A 20,974-nucleotide genomic window follows, 5' to 3' on the forward strand; every position below is an offset into this window, starting at 1 on the left:
CGGCGCCTCCGCTCCGCCAGACTGGCCGCCGAATGCCGCACACGGGGTGCGGCGACGGGCCGAGGAGGGCGACACATGGCCGTATCCATTTCCGTGGTGCTGCTTCTGCTGATCCTGGCGGTGATCTTCCTGCGCAACGGCGGACTCAAGGTCTCCCACGCGCTCGTGTGCGGCCTGCTCGGATTCTTCCTGGCCAGCACCAGCCTGGCGCCCACCATCTACAACGGGGTCCACGCCACCGCCGACGTCGTCAGCAGCCTCCACCCGTAGAACGCTGCCCGGGAAGGCGCCTGAGGGCCCGTCCCGTCCTCCGTATCGTGCCGGGTTCGCCCCGGAAGGCGCCCTAGGGGGCGTCCGGCCGGACGAAGACGCCGATGCCGTTCGGCACGGCCCGCTGGGTCCCGCCCGCGGGATGGTTGAGCACGCTCGCCTTCGCCGCCCCCTCCTTCCGGGCCACCAGCGTGGAAGACCCCCCGCCGTCCAGGTTGACGGCGTCCGCGGCGCCCAGGTCCCGCATCGCCTCCGCCAGTTCGACGACGGTCAGCCCGTTGCGGTACACCGGCGAACCGTCCAGCGCCAGCAGCAGCAGCCGCTGCCCCCCGTTCCCGACCCCCGCCGCCGTGCGTACCGCGGGAGTCACCGCGTCCATCCCCGCCAGCGGCTCCCCACCGCGAAGCACCGGATAGCCGCCCACCGCGAAGCGGTACGCCGCATCCTGGTCGGCGGCGACAAGCCCGTACCGGACGCTCACCTGGTCCCCGACCGCCATCTTCCGCAGCTCCCGCGCCCCCGCCTCGCGCCCCACCAGTACCTCCGTGCCCGGGGCGATCTCTCCCCGGCCCGGCGTCTCGGCAACCGCGACGACCTTGCCGCCGCGCACCGTCACCTCATGGGTCTCCTGGCTGCACGGTGCACTGCGCTGTGTGTCCGTGCCACATGTGGCCCGCGCACGTGATGCGGCGCCCCAGTCCTTGGTGAACACCCCCACCGCATCCACCGGCAGCGCGTACTGGTTGAGCCCGCCCAACGGCAGCTCACCTTGCGGCGCCGAAACCGTTCCCTCCAGCACCAGTTCGCCGATCCGGGCCAGACCGTCCTCGCCCACGCCCACCACCTGACGGGCGTTCGTCCCCGGCGGAAGGGCCGGCCCGAAGCGCTGTCCGTCCGGCACGGCGGCCTTCAGCGCCCGGCCGTCCGCGACGGCGGGCCCGACCGGCGCGCCCGTCGCCGCCACGCCCGGATGCTGCGTCTCCGACAGATGGAAGAAGTCACCGTTGACGCCACCCACCGCGCCCGCGCCGTCGGCCAGCGTGGACAGCGGGGAGCGCGCGGCGACAACCCCCGGATACAGCAGCCCCGTCGACACCCGCGCGTCGCTCAGGTCCACCGACAGCAGATGGGCCCGCGCCGTGCCGCGCGCCGACGGGATGTCGTACCAGCGGTACTCCACCCCCGCCGCGACACGTTTCCACACGGGCGCGGGCGCGGCCGGTGGAGCGCCCACGAGCGCGGTGCTCAGCAGGGACGCCAGAACGAGCAGCAGAATCGCACGGCGGCGCATCACGGTCACAGTCCCCCAGGCGTAAGGGCAACTCCCACAGGTCTCGAAAGAGTTGCCCAGCCGGGCCGGGCTACGAACCGGCCGCTCGGGAACGAGCCGGGAAACGTACGCCATTCGGCGGCCTGAGTCAGCCTGACGCACGCGGCCCCTGACCCCTCGTCACCCCCCACGGGGGGAACACCCGGCGTGGCGTCACCGGTTCCGCTCGAACCATCCCCGCGCGAAGTCCACCGCCTGCGCGAGGTCCAGCAGTCGGCACCGCGCCGATCCCACCACGCCCGTCCGTACGGAAGCGGCGCCGTCCCGCTCCAGGTCGGCCCCGAGCGCGTCGAAGTCGCCGTCGTCGAGGGCCACGTCCTCGTACTGCCACCACCGCCGCACACCGCCGTCCAGGACCACACAGCGGTACGTACGGCGCGGCGGCCACGCCACCCGGTACTCGCCCAGGTGGAAGGCGGTGCACCCGGCGAATGCCGTCCCCAGCAGCAGGATCCGCGCCCCCAGGTCGTACAGCCGGGCGAGCGGCGACTCCTCACCGAGGTGGCAGTCCGGCCGGTGCCCCGACACCACCCTCTCGGCGTGCGGCCCGAGCGCCGCGAACGACGTCTGCGGATGCGCGCTGCGCACCGCGCCCGGCCGGGTGCGCACGATCTCCGGCAGGATCCCGACCCCGTCGGACGGCATGGTGTCCGGGTCGTACGGCGGCATCGCCGCCCGCACCGCCGCCCGTTCCGCCTCACCCAGTCCGCACACCCGCTCGCGGTAGGCGGACGAGGTGTCCGAATTGCCCGCCGTGAACGTCGGCACCACGACCGTGCCGCCCGGCCCGAGCGCACCGCGTACCGCGCGAAGCACCGCCTGCGCGCCGCCCGCCACAGGCCCCACCGCCCGCAAGGACGAGTGCACCAGCAGCAACCCACCAGGCTCGACACCCAGCCGGGCGAGCTGCGCGGTGAGCTGACGCTCCGTATGGACTCCGGTCCCGGCCACGGCTCGCTCCCCGCTCGCTCGGCTCCCCGCCCCGCTTCGACGCGGGCCATCGTAGGGGCTGCGCACCCCCGCACCGGATACCGGAAGAAGCCGAGCCGCGGAAGGTGAGGCCGAGCCGCGCCGATGGCGGCGCCGCCATCGGCGGTGCCGCCCGAGCCCTGTGCAATACTCAGCGCGCTTGTTGCCCGCCCCGTAGCCCCTAGGGAACATCGTTGAAGCCCCAGCACCCCGTCCTCGGCACCGGACCCGCCGGAGGCGCCGACCCCATCGGGGCGGCTGTGCCGGGAGAGCGCCCCGCCGTAGCACGGCCGGCACCACGTGACATCCGCCGGAGCAGCGGCACGTGAGCGGAATAGCACTCACCACCCCCTATCTGGACACGGACGCCGACCAGCTCTCCTTCACCCTGGGACAGCCGGCGCGCGAGGCACTCGCCGTCCGCGACCTGACGGTCGGCGGGCTGGGCGTCCAGCTCAGGCTTCTCGGCGCGTCCCACCAGGTCTTCACCGGCCCTGTCCGGGAAACCGTGGCCTGCCTGCCCGGCGTGGCGGGAGGCCTGCCGGAGTCGGCGGGGCAGGAGTTCGACGACTGGAGCTATAGCTTCAGCGCCCGCGTCCAGCGCTTCTCCGCGACGGCCTTCAGCGCGCAGGTGGCCTGGATCCGCGGCCGGTCCGAGGGCGACTCCTGGGCGCTGTACGGGATCTTCCCCGGCTCCCAGGAGGCCGTCACCGCCCTGTCCGTCGAGCGGCACGGCACCGGCCTGGTCTGGCGCACCTGGCACACGTACCCGCAGAGCCGCCGGATCGTGGCGACGCACACCCGGCTGGAGGCCCGATGAAGACCGCCCGACTCATCAGCGTGACGATGCTCGCGACCGTCGCCCTGACCGCCTGCTCCAGTGAGCCGGACGATGACGACGGCGGCAACGGCGTGCCGTTGTCCTGGATCCGGCAGGAGTACGGCCGCAGCGGAGCGGGCTACATCGACAGCAGAGACCGCACGTCGAAGGTCGCCGACGAGATCCACGGTCACACCTCCGCCCGCGACCGCACCAGCGACGGCGACATGGTCTTCCTCCGCTACCGCGACGACATCGTCGCCATCAGCCCCTACAAGCGCGGCAGCCGGATCGAGGTCGACGACTACCGCTCCGGCTACAAGCGGTGGCGGTCCCGCATCGGAAACGTTTGGCCGGATCCGGACACCAGCGCGTTCCGCGGCGGCGGACCCGGCTCCGGCAAGTAACCGCCTCCGGCCGCCCGACCCCGGCCGCCCCCCCGAACTCCCGAACTCCCGAACTCCCGAACTCCGGAGCTCCCTGAACTCCGGACGACGACGTTCCCGAAAGGCACCTTCGTGGCAGAGATTCTCGAGTCGGCAGGCACCGCCCTGCTCTACGGCTTGACCGGCTTCATCGTGATGGCGGTCGGCTTCATCGCACTGGACCTCGTGACCCCCGGCAAGCTCGTCCATGTCGTGTGGACCGAGCGCAACCGCGGCGCCGCGGTCCTCCTCGCCGGCCAGACGATCGCCATCGGCCTGGTCATCGAGCAGTCCATCCGGGCGAGCGAGTCCGAACAGGGCCTTGCCCTTGGGCTGTTCAGCACGCTGCTGTACGGCCTTGCCGGAGTGGCCGTGATGACCCTCGTGGCGTGCGTCGTCGGCCTGCTGACCCCCGGCCGCCTGGGTGCCGCCCTGCTGGACGACAACGGTGACCGCCCCCATCCCGCCGCCTGGGTCCAGGCCGCGATGTACATCGGCACGGCCTTCATGGTCGGTGCCGCCGTCTCGTAGCCACGCCATGAGCACCACCCCGCTGGACCGCACGCCCATCCCCGCCCCTGCTCCCACGCCGTCTGTCCCGGTGGTGACCGCCCGCCCGCACGCGGTCCACTCGCGGGGGGCGCGTTTCCTGCTGCTGCTCGCCGTGTTCCTCTGCGCGGCCTGCGGTCTGGTGTACGAGCTGGCCCTGACGGCGCTGGGCAGCTACCTCATCGGCAACTCGGTGATGCAGACGTCCGTGGTCATCTCCGTCATGGTCTTCGCCATGGGCGTCGGTTCGCTGGCGGCCAAGCCGCTGCAACGGCGCGCGGTGGGCGCCTTCGCCCTCGTGGAGGGAGTGCTCGCGCTCGTCGGCGGCCTGTCGGTGCTCGTCCTGTACGTGTCCTTCGCCTGGCTGCGGGTGTACATGCCGTCCATGGTGGTGGTCACGTTCGTCGTCGGGCTCCTCATCGGCGCCGAGATCCCGCTGCTGATGACGCTGCTTCAGCGGATCAGGCGCCAGGAGGCGGGCAGCGCGGTCGCCGACATGTTCGCGGTCGACTACATCGGAGCACTGGTCGGCGGCCTGTGCTTCCCTCTCCTGCTCCTGCCCGCGTTCGGCCAGCTCAAGGGCGCGCTGGTGGTGGGTGCGGTCAATGCCGTGGCCGGAGTCATGGTGGTCCTGTGGATCTTCCGGCACCAGACGCGCCGTGTCGTGCGGATCGGGCTGCTGACGGGGATGGCGGCAGTCCTGGCCGTACTGGGCACGGTGTACGCCCTGGCGGACGACATCGAGGTCACGGCGCGGCAGCAGCTCTACCGCGACCCGATCGTCCACGCGCAGACCACGCCGTACCAGGACATCGTCGTCACCCGGTCCACGGCCTTCACCGGGGAGCCCGACGTGCGGCTGTTCCTCAACGGCGACCTCCAGTTCTCCTCCGTCGACGAGTACCGCTACCACGAGGCCCTGGTCCACCCCGCCATGTCGGGCAGGCACTCGTCCGTGCTCATCCTCGGCGGCGGTGACGGGCTGGCCCTGCGGGAGGTGCTGCGGTACGACGACGTCGAAGACGTCACGCTGGTCGATCTCGATCCGGCGGTGACCAGGCTCGCCCGCACCTTCGAGCCGCTGCGCGAGCTCAACGGCGACGCGCTCGCCGACCCCCGGGTCACCGCCGTCAACGCCGACGCCTTCAACTGGCTCAGGGACGCCACCCAGCGCTTCGACACGGTCCTCGTCGACTTTCCCGACCCGGACACCGCCGCGCTGGCCAAGCTCTACTCCGTCGAGTTCTACCACCTGCTCCAGCGCGTACTGACGCCGGAAAGCCGGGTCATGGTGCAGGGCGGCTCCCCGTTCTTCGCCCCCAAGTCGTACTGGTCCATCGCCGCGACGATCGGCGCGGCCGGTTACGGCACCACCGAGTACCAGGTGGACGTGCCCAGCTTCGGCAACTGGGGCTTCATCCTGGCCACCCCGGGCCGGAACCGTCCCCAGCCGCCCCTGCGCCTGGCCGAGGACGCCCCGCCACTGCGGTTCCTGGACGAGGCTGTCCTCAAGGCCGCCACCGTCTTCCCCCTGGACCGCCGCCCGCAGAATGTACGGGCCAGCACGCTGATGGACCCGGTGGTCCTGGAGTACACCCGCCACGAGTGGCAGAACTACTGATCCGCCGCCTTACGGAGGCGGGCGGACGGCGTTTCGGCCGCCCGTACGGAGCGGGTTTACTGACGGCCGCCCATACGGGGCGGGTTTACTGACCGCGGCCGCCCATCCCATACGGGACCGATCCGCCGCCGTACGGGGCGGACCGCTGATCCGTCACCCGTTCGGGGCCGGGGGTGCCGCACCCGGCGGCCGTATCGATCGCGAGCCGCACCGGCCAGGCGTCACACGTCGCCGTCCAGCAGGGCCGCCAGGGCCGCGGCCGGGCACGGGTCGGGCGGGCCCGCCGGGGTCCAGCGGCCGGACTCCTTCCGGTACGGCCACCAGCGGCCGTCGCGGCCGAGCCGCACCTGGGCGTCTGTGCCGGGCACGCCCCAGCGCCCCGGCCCGGTCGCCCTCAGCGCGGGCCGCTCACCGTCGTCCCAGGCTTCGGCGAGCCGCGCCCTCGCGGTCGCCAGGAGCTCGGGGCCGGGCGTCCACTCGTCGTCGCCCAGTACGGCGAGTGCCTCCGCGCCGCCCAGCCGCCACGCGCGCGTGGCGAGGTCCAGGTCCGCACGGCGCCGTCCGGTCCCGGCGGCGAGCCGGTCCATGACCACCGGGCCCGGCCCGGCCGTCGCGGCGAGCCGCACCGCGTCCTGAGACGGTGTCAGCTCATGCTCCACTGGCTGCTGTTCGTGACCGGGCGCCAGGGCGTCCACCAGCATCCGGTGCGCCCGCGCCGCCGCGTCCGCCGCCAGCAGCTCCAGCGCCCCCGGGTCGACACCGGGCTCCGGAGCCGTCTCGGTGTCGAGCGACGGCGGCTTCCCGGGCGCCTCGGGCAGCGCCGGCGGCGCGGGCAGCGGCGGCAGGATGTCCCGCGCGGCGAACGTCTCGTCCGCCCGTACCCCCTCGGGCCCATCGGGCGCGGATGCCCCGCCGGACACCTCGTCGTCGCCCCGAGCCGCCCGCGCCACACTGCGTACCTGCAACTCATCCAGCAGCCACCGCTCCCCGCGCCCCCGCATCAGCAGCAGGACGAAAGGATCCTGGTCCAGCAGCCGCGCCACCTGGTAGCACAGCGCCGCCGTGTGCGGACAGTGGTCCCAGGCGTCACAGGTGCACGAGGGCTCCAGGTCGCCGATGCCGGGCAGCAGTTCGACCCCGGCGGCCGCCGCGTCCTCCACCAGGTGTGGCGGTATGTCCCGGTCCAATAGGGCCGCGATATGGCCGGCCCGGTCCACCGCCATGTCCAGGAACCGGTCCCACTCCTCCTCGGACAGCTCTTGGAGCAGCACATCGCTGCGCCGCGCGGTGCCGTCCCGGTCCTTCACGACCGCGGTGATCCGCCCTGCCCGTACCGACACGGCGCCCACCGAGCCGTCCCGGGCCTGCTTGCGGCCCTTCCTCAGCTGCGCGGCGTCGAGCGCCGTGTCCTCCAGTGCCTTCAGCCAGGCCCGGCCCCACCAGGTCTGCGCGAAACCCAGGCCGTGCGCGGGCGGCAGCGCCGCGAACGTACGTGCGTTGTCGTCACCATGGCTCATCGCGCGCTCCCTCGCAGTTCCACCAGTTCCGCCAGCTCGGCGTCGGTCAGTTCGGTCAGCGCGCTCTCGCCCGAGCCGAGCACCGCGTCCGCGAGCTCCTTCTTGCGCGCCAGCATCGCGGCGATCCGGTCCTCGACCGTGCCCTCCGCGATCAGCCGGTGCACCTGTACGGGCTGGGTCTGCCCGATCCGGTACGCACGGTCGGTGGCCTGCGCCTCGACGGCCGGGTTCCACCAGCGGTCGTAGTGCACGACATGGCCCGCCCGGGTGAGGTTGAGCCCGGTACCGGCGGCCTTCAACGACAGCAGGAAGACGGGGATCCCACCGTCCTGGAAGCGGGTGACCATCGCCTCCCGCCGGGCCACCGGAGTGCCCCCGTGCAGGAACTGGGTGCGCACGCCCCGCGCCGCCAGGTGCCGCTCCAGCAGCCGCGCCATCCGCACGTACTGCGTGAACACCAGCACACTCGCGCCCTCGGCGAGGATCGTGTCGAGCAGTTCGTCCAGCAGCTCCAGCTTCCCGGACCGGTCCGCGATTTTCGGCCGGTCCTCCTTCAGGTACTGCGCCGGATGGTTGCAGATCTGCTTGAGCGCGGTCAGCAACTTCACCACGAGCCCTCGGCGTTCCATGCCGTCCGCCTCCGCGATCGCCGCCATGGTCTCGCGTACGACCGCCTCGTACAGCCCCGCCTGCTCCGCGGTCAGCGACACCGCCCGGTCGGTCTCCGTCTTCGGCGGCAGCTCCGGCGCGATCCCCGGGTCGGACTTCCGGCGGCGCAGCAGGAACGGCCGGACCAGCGCGGCGAGCCGCTCGGCGGCGGCCGGGTCGGCGCCGCCCTCCGCCGCCCGCGCGTACCGGCTGCGGAACGTGCCCAGACGTCCCAGCAGACCCGGCGTCGTCCAGTCCAGGATGGCCCACAGCTCGGAGAGGTTGTTCTCCACCGGCGTGCCGGTCAGCGCGACCCGTGCCTTGGCGCCGATGGTGCGCAGCTGCTTCGCGGTCGCCGAGTACGGGTTCTTGACGTGCTGCGCCTCGTCCGCGACGACCAGGCCCCAGCCCACCCGCGCGAGCCGTGCCGCGTCGAGCCGCATCGTGCCGTACGTGGTGAGCACGAACTCCCCGTCCGCCAGGCCCTCCAGGTCCCGTCCCGAGCCGTGGAAGCGGCGTACCGGCGTACCCGGTGCGAACCGCTCCACCTCCCGCTGCCAGTTGCCCATCAGGGACGTCGGGCAGATGACCAGGGTGGGGCCCGCCGCCGAGGGGTCGGTCTGCCGGTGCAGGTGCAGCGAGATGAGCGTGATGGTCTTGCCCAGCCCCATGTCGTCGGCGAGACAGCCGCCGAGCCCGAGCGACGTCATCCGGTGCAGCCAGTTCAAGCCGCGCAGCTGATAGTCGCGCAGGGTCGCGGCGAGCGCCGCGGGCTGCCCGATCTCCTGCCGTCCGCCCTCCGGGTCGGCGAGCCGGTCGCGCAGCGCCTGAAGCCACCCCGAAGGCTGTACGGCGACGGGGCGGCCGTCCACCTCCGTGGTGCCCGTCAGCACCGCGCCGAGCGCGTCGATGGGCGTGACCTTGCGGTCCTGCTGGTCCCGGGCGCGCCGCGCCTCCTCCGGGTCGATCAGCACCCACTGGTCGCGCAGCCGCACCACGGGCCGGCCGGCCTCGGCGAGCCGGTCCAGTTCCGCGCGGGTGAGTTCCTGGTCGCCCACGGCGAACCGCCAGTCGAAGGCGAGCAGGGCGTCGGCCGACAGGAACGCCGGCAGGCCCGAGGCCTCCGCCGCGTGCGGGCCGCCGTTTCCGGGCCCCTCCTCCGTGCCGTGCCGCCCGTCGTCCGGGGGGCCGATCACGGCACGCGCGGTCAGTGAGCGTGCCAACTGCCGGGGCCAGTGCACCTGTACACCGGTGGCGGCCAGCGCCCGCGCCGCCTCGCCCAGGAGCTCGGTGACCTCCTCGTCGGCCAGGTCGATCGCGTCCGGTACGGCGGCCGACAGCAGCGGGGCCAGCGCAGGCCAGGCGCGGGCGGCCCGCCGTAGCGCGAGGAGCGCGTCCATCCGCGAGCGGGGCCCGAACCGGTCACCGGTCGCGCCCGCCCAGACCTCGGCGGCGTCCGCGACGAGCGCCGGGTCGCTGACGCTGTGCATCTGCAGGACGGCGCGGAAGGTGGGGCTGGTGGCGATCTCCTCGGTCGTGTCCTCGGCCGTGTCCAGTCCCGGGACCTCGATGCGCAGCGAGAGCCGTACGCCCGCGTCATGGCCCGCCGCTACGTCCGCCGCCCACGCCCGCTGCGCGGGCAGGTGCCGCGGCTCCTGGGCCGCGAACGCCGGGCCGCCCGCCGCGAGCGGCGCCGCCGGTGTGCGGGGCAGTGTGTCGGCCACCGCGTCGAGGAACGAGCGCAGCAGCCGCTCCGGTTCGGGCAGCAGGACCATGCCGTCGGCCGCCGTCCCGACCGGCACGGCGTGCGCGGCCGGCGGCATCGAGGCGGCGAGCCTACGCGTCCGCTCCAGGTCCTCCGGGCTCAGCGGCCCGGCCCGCCACGCGTCGTGGTCGGTGGCGCTGAGGCCCGGCAGGAGCAGCCCGCGCGCGGCCAGTTGGAGCGCCAGCAGGGCCGCGGCGCCCCAGAAGGCGGTCGCGGGGGAGGCGTGCGCGGACCACCGCGCCCGGGTGAGCACGGGCAGCGCGTCCCGTACGGACATCACCAGCGCGCGCACGGCACACGTCTGCGCGTCGGGACCGACGACGGTCAGCTCCTCGACGCGGCCGGGACCCGGCGGTGGCTCGCCGTCTCCTAACCGCCAGAAGGCGACACGTCCGGTGCGCGCCGGGTCGCCCTGCAGGAATACCGTGGAGCAGCGGGCGAATTGGGGGATAACGGGGATCTCGTATGGCGTTGCTTGGGGAGGTCTGTGCACAGCGCTGCCGCATTCCTCAAATTTGACTAGTGGGGATCCGAAGCGCCGAGGGTACCTGATCGGTCCCCCGCGCAGGAGCAAAGGCGCCGTGACATAGTCCACTTCGTGGCCGGGGTGCAGGTACCACCACCCCAGTACCCTGGAAAGCCCCCACCCGGTTCCGGGTGGTGATCCCATGGCTCTGGGCTATCGCTCATCCGTACGTTCACCAGGCCGGCGCGCATGTCCGCGCACGGGCCTACACATCCGGAGAAGCCATGCCACAGGCCACCTCTGCCCTCGTCCTCCCCGCACCCATGGCACCTCCCGGTGCGCAGAAGGGCAAGCGCGGTTCCGGCAGCGAGTTCGCGCCCCTGCTCCGCACGATCAAGGAGCAGGCGTTGCTGGAGCGGCGTACCGGCTGGTACACCCTCGGTATCACGGTCAATCTGCTCGGCCTGACGGCCGTCGCCGCCGGCCTTGTGCTGTTCGGGCACTCCTGGTGGTCGCTGCTGCTGGCCGTCCCGCTGGCCGTCCTGTCCGCGAGGGCCGCCTTCTTCGGTCATGACGCCGGGCACGCGCAGATCAGCGCCGACAGGGGCAGGAACCGGCTCATACAGCTGGTGCACGCCAATCTCCTGCTCGGCATGAGCCAGGAGTGGTGGAACGACAAGCACAATCGGCACCACGCCAACCCCAACCACGAGGAGAAGGACCCGGACGTCGCCCCGGACGTCCTCGTCTTCGCCAAGCACCAGGCGGTCGGACACACCGGCCTCCGCGGCTGGCTGATCCGCCACCAGGCCTGGCTGTTCTTCCCGCTCACCACCCTCGAAGGGCTCGCCCTGAAGGTGTACGGCTTCCAGGCCCTGTTCTCCAAGGACGGACCACGCCAGACGCCGCGCGAGCGTGCGATCGAGGGCGGCCTGCTCTTCGCCCACGTCGCCGGATACCTGGCCCTGCTGCTGGCCACCATGCCCCTGGGCCAGGCCATCGTCTTCGGGCTGATCCACCAGATGCTGCTCGGCCTCCACCTGGGCATGGCCTTCGCGCCCAACCACAAGGGCATGGAAGTGCCCGACCCGGACGGCGAGCCCTGGGGTCATCTGCGCCGCCAGGTCCTGACCTCCCGCAACATCCGTGGCAGCGTCCTGACCGACTGGTTCCTGGGCGGCTTGAACTACCAGGTCGAGCACCACCTCTTCCCCAGCATGGCCCGGCCCCACCTGCGGCTCGCCCAGCCCGTGGTGCGCGCCCACTGCCGCGCGCTGGGTATTCGTTACACGGAGACGGGTTTCATCGACTCGTACCGCCAGGCGCTGGGGCATCTGTACGAGGTCGGTGCGCCTCTCCGTATGGCCTGAGCGGCGAACGTGGAACCGTGCCGCTCGATCGCACGTTCATAGGGCAGGAAGCGGCCGCGGCCGTGAAGGAGGCGTCGGACATGTCGACAAGGACGAAGATCGTCATCGGGGGAGTGGCTGTGGGCCTTCTCCTGTGGCCGCTGATCGGGTTCTGGCTGTCCCTGCTGGTGGTGCTCGGCGTCCCGGCCGTCGCCTACCTGGCACTGGACCCGGGCCAGCGGCGCAGGCTGCGCCGCGTGAGCCGCAAGGAACTCGGCCGCTGACGGGCCACGCATGACCAGTACGGCAGAGGCCGGCACGGCAGAGGGTCGGTACGACAGAGGCCGGTACGACAGAGGCCGGTACGGCAGAAGCCGGTAAAACGGAGGCCGCACAACAGAGGGGGGTCCGCTCGATGGGCGGGAGAGTCACGGCGGTCAGCAGTAACGGGCAGTACACGTTCACCAAGCCCAACCGGCCGGTCATCAGGCTGCTGGCGGGACTCGGTGTCGAGGGGGACGTGCACGCGGGGGCCACGGTCAAGCACCGCTCGCGCATGGCGCAGGACCCGACGCAGCCGAACCTCCGGCAGGTGCACCTCATCCATGAGGAACTCTTCGACGAACTGGCCGAGGCGGGCTTCACCGTCGCCCCGGGCGACCTCGGCGAGAACATCACCACCCGGGGAGTGGACCTGCTCGGCCTGCCCACCGGCACCCTGCTGCGCATAGGCGCACAAGCCGTCGTCGAGGTCACCGGCCTGCGCAATCCCTGCTTGCAGATCGACAATTTCCAGGACGGGCTGCTCAAGCAGGTCGTCGGCCGTGACGAGGCAGGCGCCATCGTCCGCAAGGCCGGGATCATGGGCATCGTGAAAGCCGCGGGATCCGTACGGCCGGGGGACCCGGTCGAGGTGGAGCTTCCGGCCGCCCCGCACCGCCCCCTGGAGCGGGTCTGAGCCCGGCACCTTGTGGGTACCCGCCCGGCCGGAACACCGGAGGGAGAGACCATGGACGACAAGCGGCTCCAAGGCGAGGGTCACGAGGGTGCGGGCATACCGAGGGACCTGCCGGACGAGCAGGCCGGCAACCGCCCCGACCACTGGGACCCCGACCTGTCGGAGGCGGCGGAGGGGGATCTGCCGGACGGGACGCCCGCCGAGGACACGCCCGAGGACGGTGACGCCGCCGAACCCAGCGGGTGAGGGGGCGGACGGGCGGCGGACGATCAGGGCCGCCCGCGTGGTCGGCGTCAGGCCGGACGTACCGCCATCGCGTCGAGAGCGGCCAGCAGAGCCGGCAGGTTCGGGCCACGGCCGACCGGCAGCACCTCGCGGGGCATCTCGTCCAGCAGGACGAAGGCCATGTCGTCCGTCCGGGCCACCAGTGACCAGCCGGGCCCGTCCGCCCGGAGCGTGCGAGCGCCGCCGGGCGCGAAACCGGAGCGCACGCGACCGGGCGGGGGCGGCTCCTCCAGGTAGCCGCGCAGCTCTGCCAGTACGCGCCTGAGGCGGCCGTGCCGGTCGTCGCCGCGCCGGTTGCCGGCCCGTTCCTCCTCGGCGGCTGCCGGAGCGCCGCCGCCCATGGAGCCGTCCCCGTGCCCGGAGCCGTCCTCGCGCATGGGCCCGTTCCCGCGCCCGTCACCGTTCCCGCGCATGGGCCCCTCACCGCGCCCGGGGCCGTCGCCGTCCCGCTCCGGTGGTTTGGCGAAGTCGCTCTCGCCGAGCTGCTCCCGCCAGGCCATCCACCGTAGGGCGACCTCGTCCGCGCCCAGCCGGCGCTGGGCCGGGCCCCACTGCCCGGGGTCGGGCGGCCTCAGCGGTCCCGGTTCGCCTGCGGCCGTTTCAGGGTCATGGGGCGCGGGCACCTGGGGCGCGGCGACCGCCAGGGCCAGCGGCCAGCCCGGAAGGGCGACGACGACGCTCCCCTCGTCGGGGGACAGGTCGTAGTCCATCCCGCAGTCCCACGAGGCGATCGCCACCGCGACCAGCGACACGTCGTCGACCACGACCGTCCACCGCGCGCCCTCGCCGTCCTGGCCGAGCACCAGCCCGTACCCCTCGGCGTACGGTTCGAGCCCCAGGGCCGCGCACGCCTCCGGATAGTCGTCACCGAGCACGCTCGGGAACTGCGCGGGGGTCAGCAGCACGGCCGTCAGGACGTACAGCGTGTCGTCCTGCGCGGTGCCCACGGCGTCACGGGCGTCAACCGGTTCCGGTCCGGCCATGGCGGCCTCCCCTCCCAAGCTCGTCGGCGCACCATAACCAGCGAGTAACCCAGGCGTCGAGGGTCCGGCCGCTCCCGGTGACGCCGCCGGACCGACGACGTCGGCAGGACGGCAGGACTGCAGGATGGGCAGGACGGCATCAGGCAGCCGGCAGGCCGAGAAGGCTACGAGCCACGGTCTGCGGGGACTCGTTCCGCTCGCGGGCGAGCGCGATGACCGCGCGGCAGGCCAGTTCGCCCACCCCGAAGGACAGGGCCTCGGGCGACACCCAGCTCTCGGCCTCGTCGATCCGCTCCTGGTCGTCCTCCGCACACGCGGCCACATAGGCCGCGGCGGCCTCGAAGATGTTGTGCTGGCGGTGGTCGTGCCGACCCTGCCCGGAGCCGTTCTTCCGTTCCGACGCGGGCAACCTCATCAACGTACGGAGTCTGCTGAACACCGGGCCCACCTTCCCGCTGCGCGGCGGCGATCACCGCCGGTCTTGCGACGACTCTGAACCTCCAACGTAGAGTCGGACCTACGACGACAGAAGGGGGAGGGCAGGGGAGGGGGCGGCGGGGCCGGATGCCGGGCACCCCGTTGCGTCAGTCCTGACGTACCGCGAGGGCGAGGAAACGGTTGTCCTCGTCCACGTACGAGACCATGCGCCAGCCCGAACCAGCGAGCAGGGGGCCCAGATTCGGCTCGGCGCGCAGGTCGTCGTCGGTGATGTGCCGCCCGTGGCGCGCTGCCAGCGCGGCGCGGCCGACGGGGTGGAAGAGCGCCAGCCGGCCGCCCGGCCGTACGACACGGGCCAACTCCCGCAGATCGTCGGCCGGGCGCGGCAGATGCGAGATGAGCCCCGCCCCGAATACCGCGTCGAGCGCCGCCTCCCGCAACGGCAGTCGCCCCACGTCGGCGAGCAGCAGCGTCCCGCAGCCGTCCCGTCCCGCCCGTACCGCCTCCTCCAGCATGGCGGGCGTCAGGTCGACGCCGATGACCGTCCCGTGGGGGCCGACCGCATCACGGAGGGGCGGCAGTGCGCGCCCGGTGCCGCAGCCCGCGTCCAGCACGGCGTCACCGGGCCGTAGCCCGACCTCCGCGACGGCCGCTGCGTACGCCGGCCCGTCGTCGGGGAACCGCGCGTCCCAGTCGGCGGCCCGTGCCGTGAAGAAGTCCTGCACATGTGCGTGGTCGTCGGCCATACGGACATGATCCCTCACCCATCACCGACCGTACGGTGCGGTACGGCGGGTAAGGCGGTACGGCGGGTACGGCGGGTACGGCGGGTACGGCACCGTACCGGCGCACACGTTCGAGCGCGGCACGATCGTTCAGGGTCAGCCCGTTGTCATATTCCGTCAGCTTTCGAATGCGCCCCCCGCGTGCGCCCCCGGCCGGGTCTAGCGTCCCTGAGTCATGGGACACCTTGACCACGCCACTTTCGGCTGGCTGACCCCCGTGACCGACGACAGCGGCACCGCCCCGCACGTGGCCGGGAGCCACTGGTACGACACCGACGCCGGGCCCCTCGTGCGTCCTTATGCCATGACCGGGGGCCGCGCCAAACCCGGCCAGAGCAACGTACGGTTCGACCTCATCGCGCTTGCCGTCGTCGACGACGATCGGCCCCGCGCAGCCGAGGAAACCCTCCTCAGTCCGGAACACCGGGCCCTTCTGTTCCTGTGCCGCGCCCAAACCCAATCCGTGGCCGATTTGGCCGTCGACACCGACCTGCCTGTCGGAGTGGTCCGCGTCCTCCTCGGCGACCTCCTGGAAGCCGGTTACGTACGGGTCAGCCGACCCGTACCGCCCGCGCAGCTGCCCGACGAACGGATCCTTGAGGAGGTGATCCATGGCCTGAGGGGTTTGTAGCCGGTGAAGGAGCCGAGGGAGGAGCCGTCCAACGAGCCAGTCCAGCGGCCAATCCAGCGGCCTGTCCGGCCCGTCCGGCGCGTCCGGCCCGTCCGGCGCGTCCGGCGCGTCCACGGGCCACCCGTACCGGCCTCAGGGCCCGCTCTCGTCGCTCATGCGCAGGAACCAGCCCCGTGCCGCGTCCGCGACCTGTTCCAGCGCCCCGGGTTCCTCGAAGAGATGGGTGGCTCCCGGAATCACACGCACTGTGCACGGAGCGGTCAGTCGCCGGGCGGCCTCTTGGTTCAGCCTCAGCACCTCGTGGTCGGCACCGCCGACCACGAGCAGTACGGGAGCGCGTACGCCGGCGAGCGCGGCCCCCGCGAGGTCCGGGCGGCCACCGCGCGACACCACGGCTCGTACCCGGTCCGGTCGGTCGGCAGCGGCCACGAGTGCGGCCGCGGCACCCGTGCTCGCCCCGAACAGCCCCACCGGAAGGCCGCCGGTGCCCCGCCGCTCGCCCAGCCAGTCGACCGCCGCCGTCATCCGCCGCCCCAGCAGCGGAATGTCGAACCGCAGCTCGGCGGTGATCATGTCGACACGCTCCTCGCCCGGGCTGAGGAGGTCCATGAGCAACGTGCCCAGGCCCGCCCGCTGCAAGGAGTCGGCCACGGCGCGGTTGCGCGGGCTGTGCCGGGAGCTGCCGCTTCCATGGGCGAAGGCCACCACACCCCGCGCCGCCTCGGGCAGGGCCAGGTCTCCCGCGAGCGTCACCTCACCCACATCGATGGCGACCGCCTCTGATGTCGTCGGCATGGCCGGAACCTCCTGTGAACGCTCCCGCCCCGTCCGGCCCCGGCGGGACGACTGCCGGCGTGCTCATACGTCATGGACGGGCTGGTCTGGGCCATCGCAGCCTTCCTTCCTTTTCCGCCCGTCACGGGCACCGCACCGAGTACCCACCACCTCGCGGCGGATACCCCGCGCGGGCGCACACTGACAGCATGAGGAGGTGGGACAGCGGATGTCGCAGGACGGGACGGCACTGGACATGGCCGTCATGGTCGGGTTGCAGGCTTCGGGCAAGTCCACCTTCTACCGGCAGCATCTCTCCGGCGGTCACGTCCTGGTGAGCAAGGACCTGTTCCCGAGGGGTGCCCGCAACAAGCAGCGCCGGCAGATGCGCCTGGTGGATGCGGCGCTGGCGGCCGGCAGGCCGGTAGCGGTCGACAACACCAATCCGTCGCCGGAGGAGTGGGCACCGCTGATCGCCCTGGGACATGCCCATGGCGCGACCGTGACGGCGTACTGGTTCCCTCCCGACGTCGGGGGTTCTCTGGGACGCAACGCCGCCCGCGAGGGCCGGGAGCGCATTCCGGACATCGGCATCCACGCCACGCACAAGCGGCTGCGCAAGCCAACCGTGGCGGACGGGTTCGACGCCGTGCTGGAGGTGCGATTCGACGGCCACGGCGGCTTCGAAGTGCGACCGGCCGCCAGCGTCCGGTGAGAAGTAGCTGTTGGCGTCACTCCTGAGAGAAGTGATCGATGGCCTCCGAGACTCGTCGAGTACGCGGCGAGCGTGCACACCGCCCCGCTGCTCGACCCGGTCTCCTGAGGCACACATGCTTGCCCTGCTCACGTCAGTACGCAAGGCTTACGGGGCAGCGGGGAACGTACGAAACGGGGAGGACCGGACATGGCACTGGACAAAGGACTCGACTGGCTCCTGGACGACCTGACGAAGCGGGTCAAACACATATGGCACGCCCTGGTGCTGTCCAACGACGGCCTGGTGACGGGCGCCAGCACGCAGCTCGCGCGGGAGGACGCGGAGCACCTCGCCGCGGTCTCGTCGGGCCTGCACAGCCTCGCCCGAGGATCCGGCAAGCACTTCAGGGCGGGCAGGGCGCGCCAGACGATGGTGGAGTTCGACGACGCGATGCTCTTCGTCACCGCGGCCGGTGAGGGCAGCTGCCTGTGTGTGCTCAGCGCGGCGGAGGCCGATGTCGGGCAGGTCGCGTACGAGATGACGCTGCTCGTCAACCGGGTCGGCGAGCATCTCGCGGTCGCCGCCCGGCAGCCCGGCGGGGTGGCCCTGACCGACCGCTGACCAGCGGCGCGTCCGCGTCCGGTCGCGGTTTTCCACAGGCCGGACGCGTGGGGCTCCACCCGCGCTACCTTCGTGACGCGACGTAATCGCATCGGACGCCTCACGGGGGAGGGCCGCCATGACGGTCAAGGAAGCCACCACAGCGCACACCGTTGCCTTCGGGCGCGCCGCGCAGCAATTGCGCATGAAGCGGCACGAGTTCGAGCTCGCGGTCCAACTGGGGCATGTGCGGACCGTGCCCGGCGCCGACGGCGGGCGGCGCCGGGTGGCGCAGGAAGAGATCGGCCGGCTGCGCGCCGCGCCGGACTTCCCCGACGGTCTGCGCGACCGCGTCCGCACGGTCCGTACGGCGGAGGCCGCCGGCCTCCTTTCGATCACGGGCGACCGCTTCACCAAGCTGGCCAGGACCGGCCATTTCAGCCCGGCCAGGTTCTACCTCAACCGCTACCGCGCGGTCGTGTGGCTCTATGTGGCGGGCGAGGTAGCCGAGTTCGGCGAACGACATCCCGCCCTGCTCAACGGCAGACTGCCGGCTCCGGTGCGCGCAAGGCTGGAGGCGGGAGAGGACGCCCGCCCGCGCAACTGGCGCTCTCGACGCCTCGGGCTGCTGCTGCGCCAGGCCGAGGATCCCTGGGCGGCCGCGGCCGCCATCGCGTCCCTCCTCGACCCCGACGAGGTCGCCGAAGCGGTGAAGGACCCGCACGAGCGGGCTCACCTCGACCGGCTCCGCCCCCAACCGCCCCAGCCGCGGCCGGAGTCCCTCACCGCCCGGGACATCACCGACCAGCTGCTCCTGGCGGACGACCCGGACGAGATTCTCTGGCACCGCATGAGTCTGTCCCTGGCCCTGGACGAGGCCCGCGCGGTCACACCCGCCCCTCGACCCAACCCCGGCGGTCACCGCCCCCCACCCACGAGACGCGGCCCCGGCCGCGCCGGGCTGCTCACCCGGCTGCGACTGGGCCGGCGAAGGGCGGTGCGCGCCGGATGATGCGCCGCGGAGGACGAGTTATGACCTACATGCCCCCTACGGTGACGCCATGACGACATCGCCGGAGAGCCACTCCCTCTCCCTCCCCGGCGAATGCGGTGAGCTGTTGCGCGCCCTCGTCGAGCAGCGGGAACAGGCCGTGGCAGTGTCGCCGGACCTGGAGAGGAGCGTTCCCCTGCCGAGGACCCCGTGGTCCCCACCGGAGACCGTCCCCTGGTCCGCGCGCCGGACCCTCCTGCACCTGATACGGGAGAGAGCCCAGCACGCCGGCCATGCGGACATCATCCGCGAGACGCTGCACGGTGCGGGCACCACCGCCCAGCGGTAACCGGTCGGCAGCGCCCTGAGGGCTCGCGTCGCGGAAGGTCACTCCTGATACAGGCCCTGGGCGCCGCCTCGGGGGAGCACGGCGGACAGCACGGCGGGCAGCGGGTACCAGTCGGCCGATACGACGCTGGCATGCCGCCCGGCCAGCAGGCCGACCCTTTCCCGCGCCTGCGCTTCGGTCGGACGGGTGCCGTCGATGGCGGGCGCCACGTTGTGCGCGTCCGTCATCACCACCAGGTAGTGCCGCTGGTCGTACCAGGCGGTGTCGATGGAGCCACCCGCGTAGGCGGAGGCGTCACCGTCGAAGACGACGAACCAGGGGCGTATGCCGGCGTCCGCGTACCGGGTGCGGGGATCGCCCGACGCGGCACCGTGCACCGCGGGGAAGGCGGCCGCATCCCGCAGCCGGCCCGCCGCCGCCAGGTCCCGTAGGTGCGTGGCGTACTCGCGGTCGGTCCACAGGGTGTCCATCGGGTTGTCCTCTTCGACGGTGCCGGGGATGAGTTCGACCACGAACTTCCCGGCCATCGCCGAGCGCGCGGGCCAGCCGTCCGCACGTACGGCGGTGTCGAGATCCGCCCGGCCCCTGGCCAGGTCGGCGGGCCGGAACAGCGCGTCGCCCAGGCGTGCGGTGAGCAGCGCGTCCAGGGCGGCGGGACCCCGGCCGCTCTTGCTCTGGAAGCCATCCTTCAACTCGATCTTCAGCAGGATCGGCCGGTGCCCCGGGTGTGCGTCGTGCCACGCCCGGATGTCGGCGAGACACCCGCCGAGGTCCTGGTTTCTTGGCTTCGTGCGCAACTCGCCCGCGTGCGCCGCGTTCTCGCAGTTGTTGTCGTTCCCGAGGGGGTTGCTGTGTGAGACCCGCCATGATCTGCCGAACGCGTTGGTCCACACGTCGATCTCCAGCATCCCTGCGCCCGAGTCCAACGCGTCGGCGAAGTAAGGGTACTTGGCCTTTTCGTACGCGTTGTGGACACCGACGCCGGTCGAGCCCGAGTAGGCCAACTGCCCGGGATCGGCGGATCGGGCCTCACCGGCCATGACCCCCAGACCCAGTGCCCCGGCCAGCACAGCCGCCCCTGCGGTACGCGACAACTTCCTCATGAACCCCTGCCTCGGTCGATGTGCGTCAAGTCGGCCGAACACTAGGGGAGTTGAGTGAATGAAGGGAGGCCTGCGGCTGACCGCTCCACCAACCCGCCCACTACCCACCCCCCCGGCCTGCGACCGCGCACCGCACGGCGCCATCGGGTCACCACGCACCACGCCCCGCGAGCTCGGGCAGGCGATTGCGGGACCCCGTGCCGTGGATGCCCACGTGCCGTCAGGCGGCGGCGGATCCGCGCGCCTGTCCCGCCGGGCTGTCCCCACCGGGCGGCGTCCCGGCTGCCGGGCCCGGCCGGGTCGCCGGCCTGCCCCGCCGCTCGCCGTTCCGTCTGCCTGGCGCCGCCCGCCACTCCCTGACCCGGCGGGACCCGCCGGGCCGGACCCGCCCCACCCGGGCCCCCCCCCCCCCCCCCGCGGGGCCCGCCCCCCCCCGCCCCAAGGGGAGAGGGGGGGGGGGGGGGCGGGGGTGTGGGGGTGTGGGTGTGCGGGGGTGGGGGGGGCGGGGGAGAAATCGTGTATGCTGGGGGGGGGGGGGGGGGGGGGGGGGGGGGGGGGGGGGGGGGGGGGGGGGGGGGGGGGGGGGGGGGGGGGGGGGGGGGGGGGGGGGGGGGGGGGGGGGGGGGGGGGGGGGGGGGGGGGGGGGGGGGG

The 20,974-nt window shown here is 72.8% G+C and carries 23 protein-coding genes; 14 read left to right on the top strand and 9 right to left on the bottom strand.

Annotation, left to right across the window (positions count from 1 at the left end; translation table 11 throughout):
• Window positions 1-75 precede the first annotated feature (75 nt).
• Window positions 76-270, top strand: coding sequence for a hypothetical protein (locus QWM81_RS14440; RefSeq protein ID WP_290112310.1), 195 nt, complete (start codon window positions 76-78; stop codon window positions 268-270).
• A 73-nt stretch (window positions 271-343) separates the two neighbouring features.
• Here the strand turns inward: QWM81_RS14440 and QWM81_RS14445 are convergent, their stop codons facing one another.
• Both QWM81_RS14445 and QWM81_RS14450 read right to left on the bottom strand, forming a co-directional pair.
• Entirely contained in the window at window positions 344-1,561 is a 1,218-nt protein-coding gene (locus QWM81_RS14445; protein ID WP_290112311.1) for a phosphodiester glycosidase family protein, read from the bottom strand.
• A 192-nt stretch (window positions 1,562-1,753) separates the two neighbouring features.
• Window positions 1,754-2,551 carry an AAC(3) family N-acetyltransferase gene (locus tag QWM81_RS14450; RefSeq protein ID WP_290112312.1) on the bottom strand — a complete coding sequence of 266 codons (798 nt, stop codon included), beginning with the start codon at window positions 2,549-2,551 and terminating at the stop codon, window positions 1,754-1,756.
• Between the two features lie 343 nt (window positions 2,552-2,894).
• Here QWM81_RS14450 and QWM81_RS14455 point away from each other — a divergent pair, with 343 nt between their 5' ends.
• The 4 genes from QWM81_RS14455 to QWM81_RS14470 all read left to right on the top strand — a co-directional run bounded on the left by QWM81_RS14455 (window position 2,895) and on the right by QWM81_RS14470 (window position 5,984).
• Window positions 2,895-3,389, top strand: coding sequence for a DUF2617 family protein (locus QWM81_RS14455; RefSeq protein ID WP_290112313.1), 495 nt, complete (start codon window positions 2,895-2,897; stop codon window positions 3,387-3,389).
• Entirely contained in the window at window positions 3,386-3,796 is a 411-nt protein-coding gene (locus tag QWM81_RS14460) for a DUF4247 domain-containing protein (RefSeq protein ID WP_290112314.1), read from the top strand. The genes QWM81_RS14455 and QWM81_RS14460 overlap by 4 nt, the downstream gene beginning before the upstream one ends.
• Window positions 3,797-3,907: 111 nt before the next feature.
• The gene (locus tag QWM81_RS14465) at window positions 3,908-4,345 is read left to right on the top strand and encodes a DUF350 domain-containing protein (protein ID WP_290112315.1); all 438 of its coding nucleotides are present in this window, start codon (window positions 3,908-3,910) and stop codon (window positions 4,343-4,345) included.
• A 7-nt stretch (window positions 4,346-4,352) separates the two neighbouring features.
• Window positions 4,353-5,984 carry a polyamine aminopropyltransferase gene (locus QWM81_RS14470; RefSeq protein WP_290112316.1) on the top strand — a complete coding sequence of 544 codons (1,632 nt, stop codon included), beginning with the start codon at window positions 4,353-4,355 and terminating at the stop codon, window positions 5,982-5,984.
• 221 nt (window positions 5,985-6,205) lie between these two features.
• Here QWM81_RS14470 and QWM81_RS14475 read toward each other — a convergent pair whose 3' ends face one another.
• Together QWM81_RS14475 and QWM81_RS14480 are read right to left on the bottom strand one after the other, a co-directional pair.
• Entirely contained in the window at window positions 6,206-7,501 is a 1,296-nt protein-coding gene (locus QWM81_RS14475; protein WP_290112317.1) for an SWIM zinc finger family protein, read from the bottom strand.
• Window positions 7,498-10,407, bottom strand: coding sequence for an SCO1167/SCO6262 family helicase (locus QWM81_RS14480; protein WP_290112318.1), 2,910 nt, complete (start codon window positions 10,405-10,407; stop codon window positions 7,498-7,500). Before QWM81_RS14480 ends, QWM81_RS14475 begins: the two co-directional genes overlap by 4 nt.
• A gap of 257 nt (window positions 10,408-10,664) precedes the next feature.
• Between QWM81_RS14480 and QWM81_RS14485 the strand changes: the two genes are divergently transcribed.
• From QWM81_RS14485 to QWM81_RS14500, 4 genes are all read left to right on the top strand, one after another.
• A complete protein-coding gene (locus QWM81_RS14485; RefSeq protein ID WP_435372367.1) occupies window positions 10,665-11,750 on the top strand; it encodes a fatty acid desaturase family protein in 1,086 nt (361 codons plus the stop codon).
• A gap of 80 nt (window positions 11,751-11,830) precedes the next feature.
• The gene (locus QWM81_RS14490) at window positions 11,831-12,013 is read left to right on the top strand and encodes a tail-anchor membrane protein (protein ID WP_290112320.1); all 183 of its coding nucleotides are present in this window, start codon (window positions 11,831-11,833) and stop codon (window positions 12,011-12,013) included.
• A 131-nt stretch (window positions 12,014-12,144) separates the two neighbouring features.
• Complete coding sequence (locus QWM81_RS14495; RefSeq protein ID WP_290112321.1) at window positions 12,145-12,687, top strand: MOSC domain-containing protein; 543 nt, start codon at window positions 12,145-12,147, stop codon at window positions 12,685-12,687.
• 51 nt (window positions 12,688-12,738) lie between these two features.
• On the top strand, window positions 12,739-12,933 hold the full coding sequence (locus QWM81_RS14500) for a hypothetical protein (RefSeq protein ID WP_290112322.1): 195 nt from the start codon (window positions 12,739-12,741) through the stop codon (window positions 12,931-12,933).
• A 47-nt stretch (window positions 12,934-12,980) separates the two neighbouring features.
• Here the strand turns inward: QWM81_RS14500 and QWM81_RS14505 are convergent, their stop codons facing one another.
• The 3 genes from QWM81_RS14505 to QWM81_RS14515 all read right to left on the bottom strand — a co-directional run bounded on the left by QWM81_RS14505 (window position 12,981) and on the right by QWM81_RS14515 (window position 15,139).
• Window positions 12,981-13,955 (bottom strand): hypothetical protein, encoded by a 975-nt coding sequence (locus QWM81_RS14505; RefSeq protein WP_290112323.1) that lies wholly within the window; start codon window positions 13,953-13,955, stop codon window positions 12,981-12,983.
• 139 nt (window positions 13,956-14,094) lie between these two features.
• Window positions 14,095-14,370, bottom strand: coding sequence for a hypothetical protein (locus QWM81_RS14510; RefSeq protein ID WP_435372369.1), 276 nt, complete (start codon window positions 14,368-14,370; stop codon window positions 14,095-14,097).
• Window positions 14,371-14,539: 169 nt separating this feature from the next.
• The gene (locus tag QWM81_RS14515; protein ID WP_290112325.1) at window positions 14,540-15,139 is read right to left on the bottom strand and encodes a class I SAM-dependent methyltransferase; all 600 of its coding nucleotides are present in this window, start codon (window positions 15,137-15,139) and stop codon (window positions 14,540-14,542) included.
• 256 nt (window positions 15,140-15,395) lie between these two features.
• Here QWM81_RS14515 and QWM81_RS14520 point away from each other — a divergent pair, with 256 nt between their 5' ends.
• Window positions 15,396-15,809 (top strand): DUF742 domain-containing protein, encoded by a 414-nt coding sequence (locus QWM81_RS14520; protein ID WP_290112326.1) that lies wholly within the window; start codon window positions 15,396-15,398, stop codon window positions 15,807-15,809.
• A 132-nt stretch (window positions 15,810-15,941) separates the two neighbouring features.
• Here the strand turns inward: QWM81_RS14520 and QWM81_RS14525 are convergent, their stop codons facing one another.
• Window positions 15,942-16,604 carry a dienelactone hydrolase family protein gene (locus QWM81_RS14525; protein ID WP_290112327.1) on the bottom strand — a complete coding sequence of 221 codons (663 nt, stop codon included), beginning with the start codon at window positions 16,602-16,604 and terminating at the stop codon, window positions 15,942-15,944.
• Window positions 16,605-16,812: 208 nt separating this feature from the next.
• Here QWM81_RS14525 and QWM81_RS14530 point away from each other — a divergent pair, with 208 nt between their 5' ends.
• The 4 genes from QWM81_RS14530 to QWM81_RS14545 all read left to right on the top strand — a co-directional run bounded on the left by QWM81_RS14530 (window position 16,813) and on the right by QWM81_RS14545 (window position 19,220).
• Window positions 16,813-17,298, top strand: a complete 486-nt coding sequence (locus QWM81_RS14530; protein ID WP_290112329.1) for an ATP-binding protein — start codon at window positions 16,813-16,815, stop codon at window positions 17,296-17,298.
• A 189-nt stretch (window positions 17,299-17,487) separates the two neighbouring features.
• Window positions 17,488-17,901: a roadblock/LC7 domain-containing protein gene (locus QWM81_RS14535; RefSeq protein WP_290112330.1), complete on the top strand. Its 414-nt coding sequence runs from the start codon at window positions 17,488-17,490 to the stop codon at window positions 17,899-17,901.
• Between the two features lie 118 nt (window positions 17,902-18,019).
• Window positions 18,020-18,892 (top strand): DUF6397 family protein, encoded by an 873-nt coding sequence (locus tag QWM81_RS14540; protein ID WP_290112331.1) that lies wholly within the window; start codon window positions 18,020-18,022, stop codon window positions 18,890-18,892.
• A gap of 49 nt (window positions 18,893-18,941) precedes the next feature.
• A complete protein-coding gene (locus tag QWM81_RS14545; RefSeq protein WP_290112332.1) occupies window positions 18,942-19,220 on the top strand; it encodes a mycothiol transferase in 279 nt (92 codons plus the stop codon).
• 38 nt (window positions 19,221-19,258) lie between these two features.
• Here the strand turns inward: QWM81_RS14545 and QWM81_RS14550 are convergent, their stop codons facing one another.
• Complete coding sequence (locus QWM81_RS14550; protein WP_290112333.1) at window positions 19,259-20,323, bottom strand: phosphatidylinositol-specific phospholipase C domain-containing protein; 1,065 nt, start codon at window positions 20,321-20,323, stop codon at window positions 19,259-19,261.
• Window positions 20,324-20,974 lie beyond the last annotated feature (651 nt).

This window comes from Streptomyces ficellus (assembly GCF_030406405.1).
Taxonomy (GTDB): Bacteria; Actinomycetota; Actinomycetes; order Streptomycetales; family Streptomycetaceae; genus Streptomyces; species Streptomyces ficellus_B.

Coding starts and splice junctions, on each gene's coding strand:
- QWM81_RS14495 (WP_290112321.1), top strand. CDS start 12,145: ATGGGCGGGAGAGTCACGGCGGTCAGCAGTAACGGGCAGTACACGTTC.
- QWM81_RS14550 (WP_290112333.1), bottom strand. CDS start 20,323: ATGAGGAAGTTGTCGCGTACCGCAGGGGCGGCTGTGCTGGCCGGGGCA.
- QWM81_RS14510 (WP_435372369.1), bottom strand. CDS start 14,370: ATGAGGTTGCCCGCGTCGGAACGGAAGAACGGCTCCGGGCAGGGTCGG.
- QWM81_RS14440 (WP_290112310.1), top strand. CDS start 76: ATGGCCGTATCCATTTCCGTGGTGCTGCTTCTGCTGATCCTGGCGGTG.
- QWM81_RS14535 (WP_290112330.1), top strand. CDS start 17,488: ATGGCACTGGACAAAGGACTCGACTGGCTCCTGGACGACCTGACGAAG.
- QWM81_RS14515 (WP_290112325.1), bottom strand. CDS start 15,139: ATGGCCGACGACCACGCACATGTGCAGGACTTCTTCACGGCACGGGCC.
- QWM81_RS14475 (WP_290112317.1), bottom strand. CDS start 7,501: ATGAGCCATGGTGACGACAACGCACGTACGTTCGCGGCGCTGCCGCCC.
- QWM81_RS14505 (WP_290112323.1), bottom strand. CDS start 13,955: ATGGCCGGACCGGAACCGGTTGACGCCCGTGACGCCGTGGGCACCGCG.
- QWM81_RS14500 (WP_290112322.1), top strand. CDS start 12,739: ATGGACGACAAGCGGCTCCAAGGCGAGGGTCACGAGGGTGCGGGCATA.
- QWM81_RS14525 (WP_290112327.1), bottom strand. CDS start 16,604: ATGCCGACGACATCAGAGGCGGTCGCCATCGATGTGGGTGAGGTGACG.
- QWM81_RS14490 (WP_290112320.1), top strand. CDS start 11,831: ATGTCGACAAGGACGAAGATCGTCATCGGGGGAGTGGCTGTGGGCCTT.
- QWM81_RS14540 (WP_290112331.1), top strand. CDS start 18,020: ATGACGGTCAAGGAAGCCACCACAGCGCACACCGTTGCCTTCGGGCGC.
- QWM81_RS14485 (WP_435372367.1), top strand. CDS start 10,665: ATGCCACAGGCCACCTCTGCCCTCGTCCTCCCCGCACCCATGGCACCT.
- QWM81_RS14530 (WP_290112329.1), top strand. CDS start 16,813: ATGTCGCAGGACGGGACGGCACTGGACATGGCCGTCATGGTCGGGTTG.
- QWM81_RS14460 (WP_290112314.1), top strand. CDS start 3,386: ATGAAGACCGCCCGACTCATCAGCGTGACGATGCTCGCGACCGTCGCC.
- QWM81_RS14545 (WP_290112332.1), top strand. CDS start 18,942: ATGACGACATCGCCGGAGAGCCACTCCCTCTCCCTCCCCGGCGAATGC.
- QWM81_RS14445 (WP_290112311.1), bottom strand. CDS start 1,561: ATGCGCCGCCGTGCGATTCTGCTGCTCGTTCTGGCGTCCCTGCTGAGC.
- QWM81_RS14470 (WP_290112316.1), top strand. CDS start 4,353: ATGAGCACCACCCCGCTGGACCGCACGCCCATCCCCGCCCCTGCTCCC.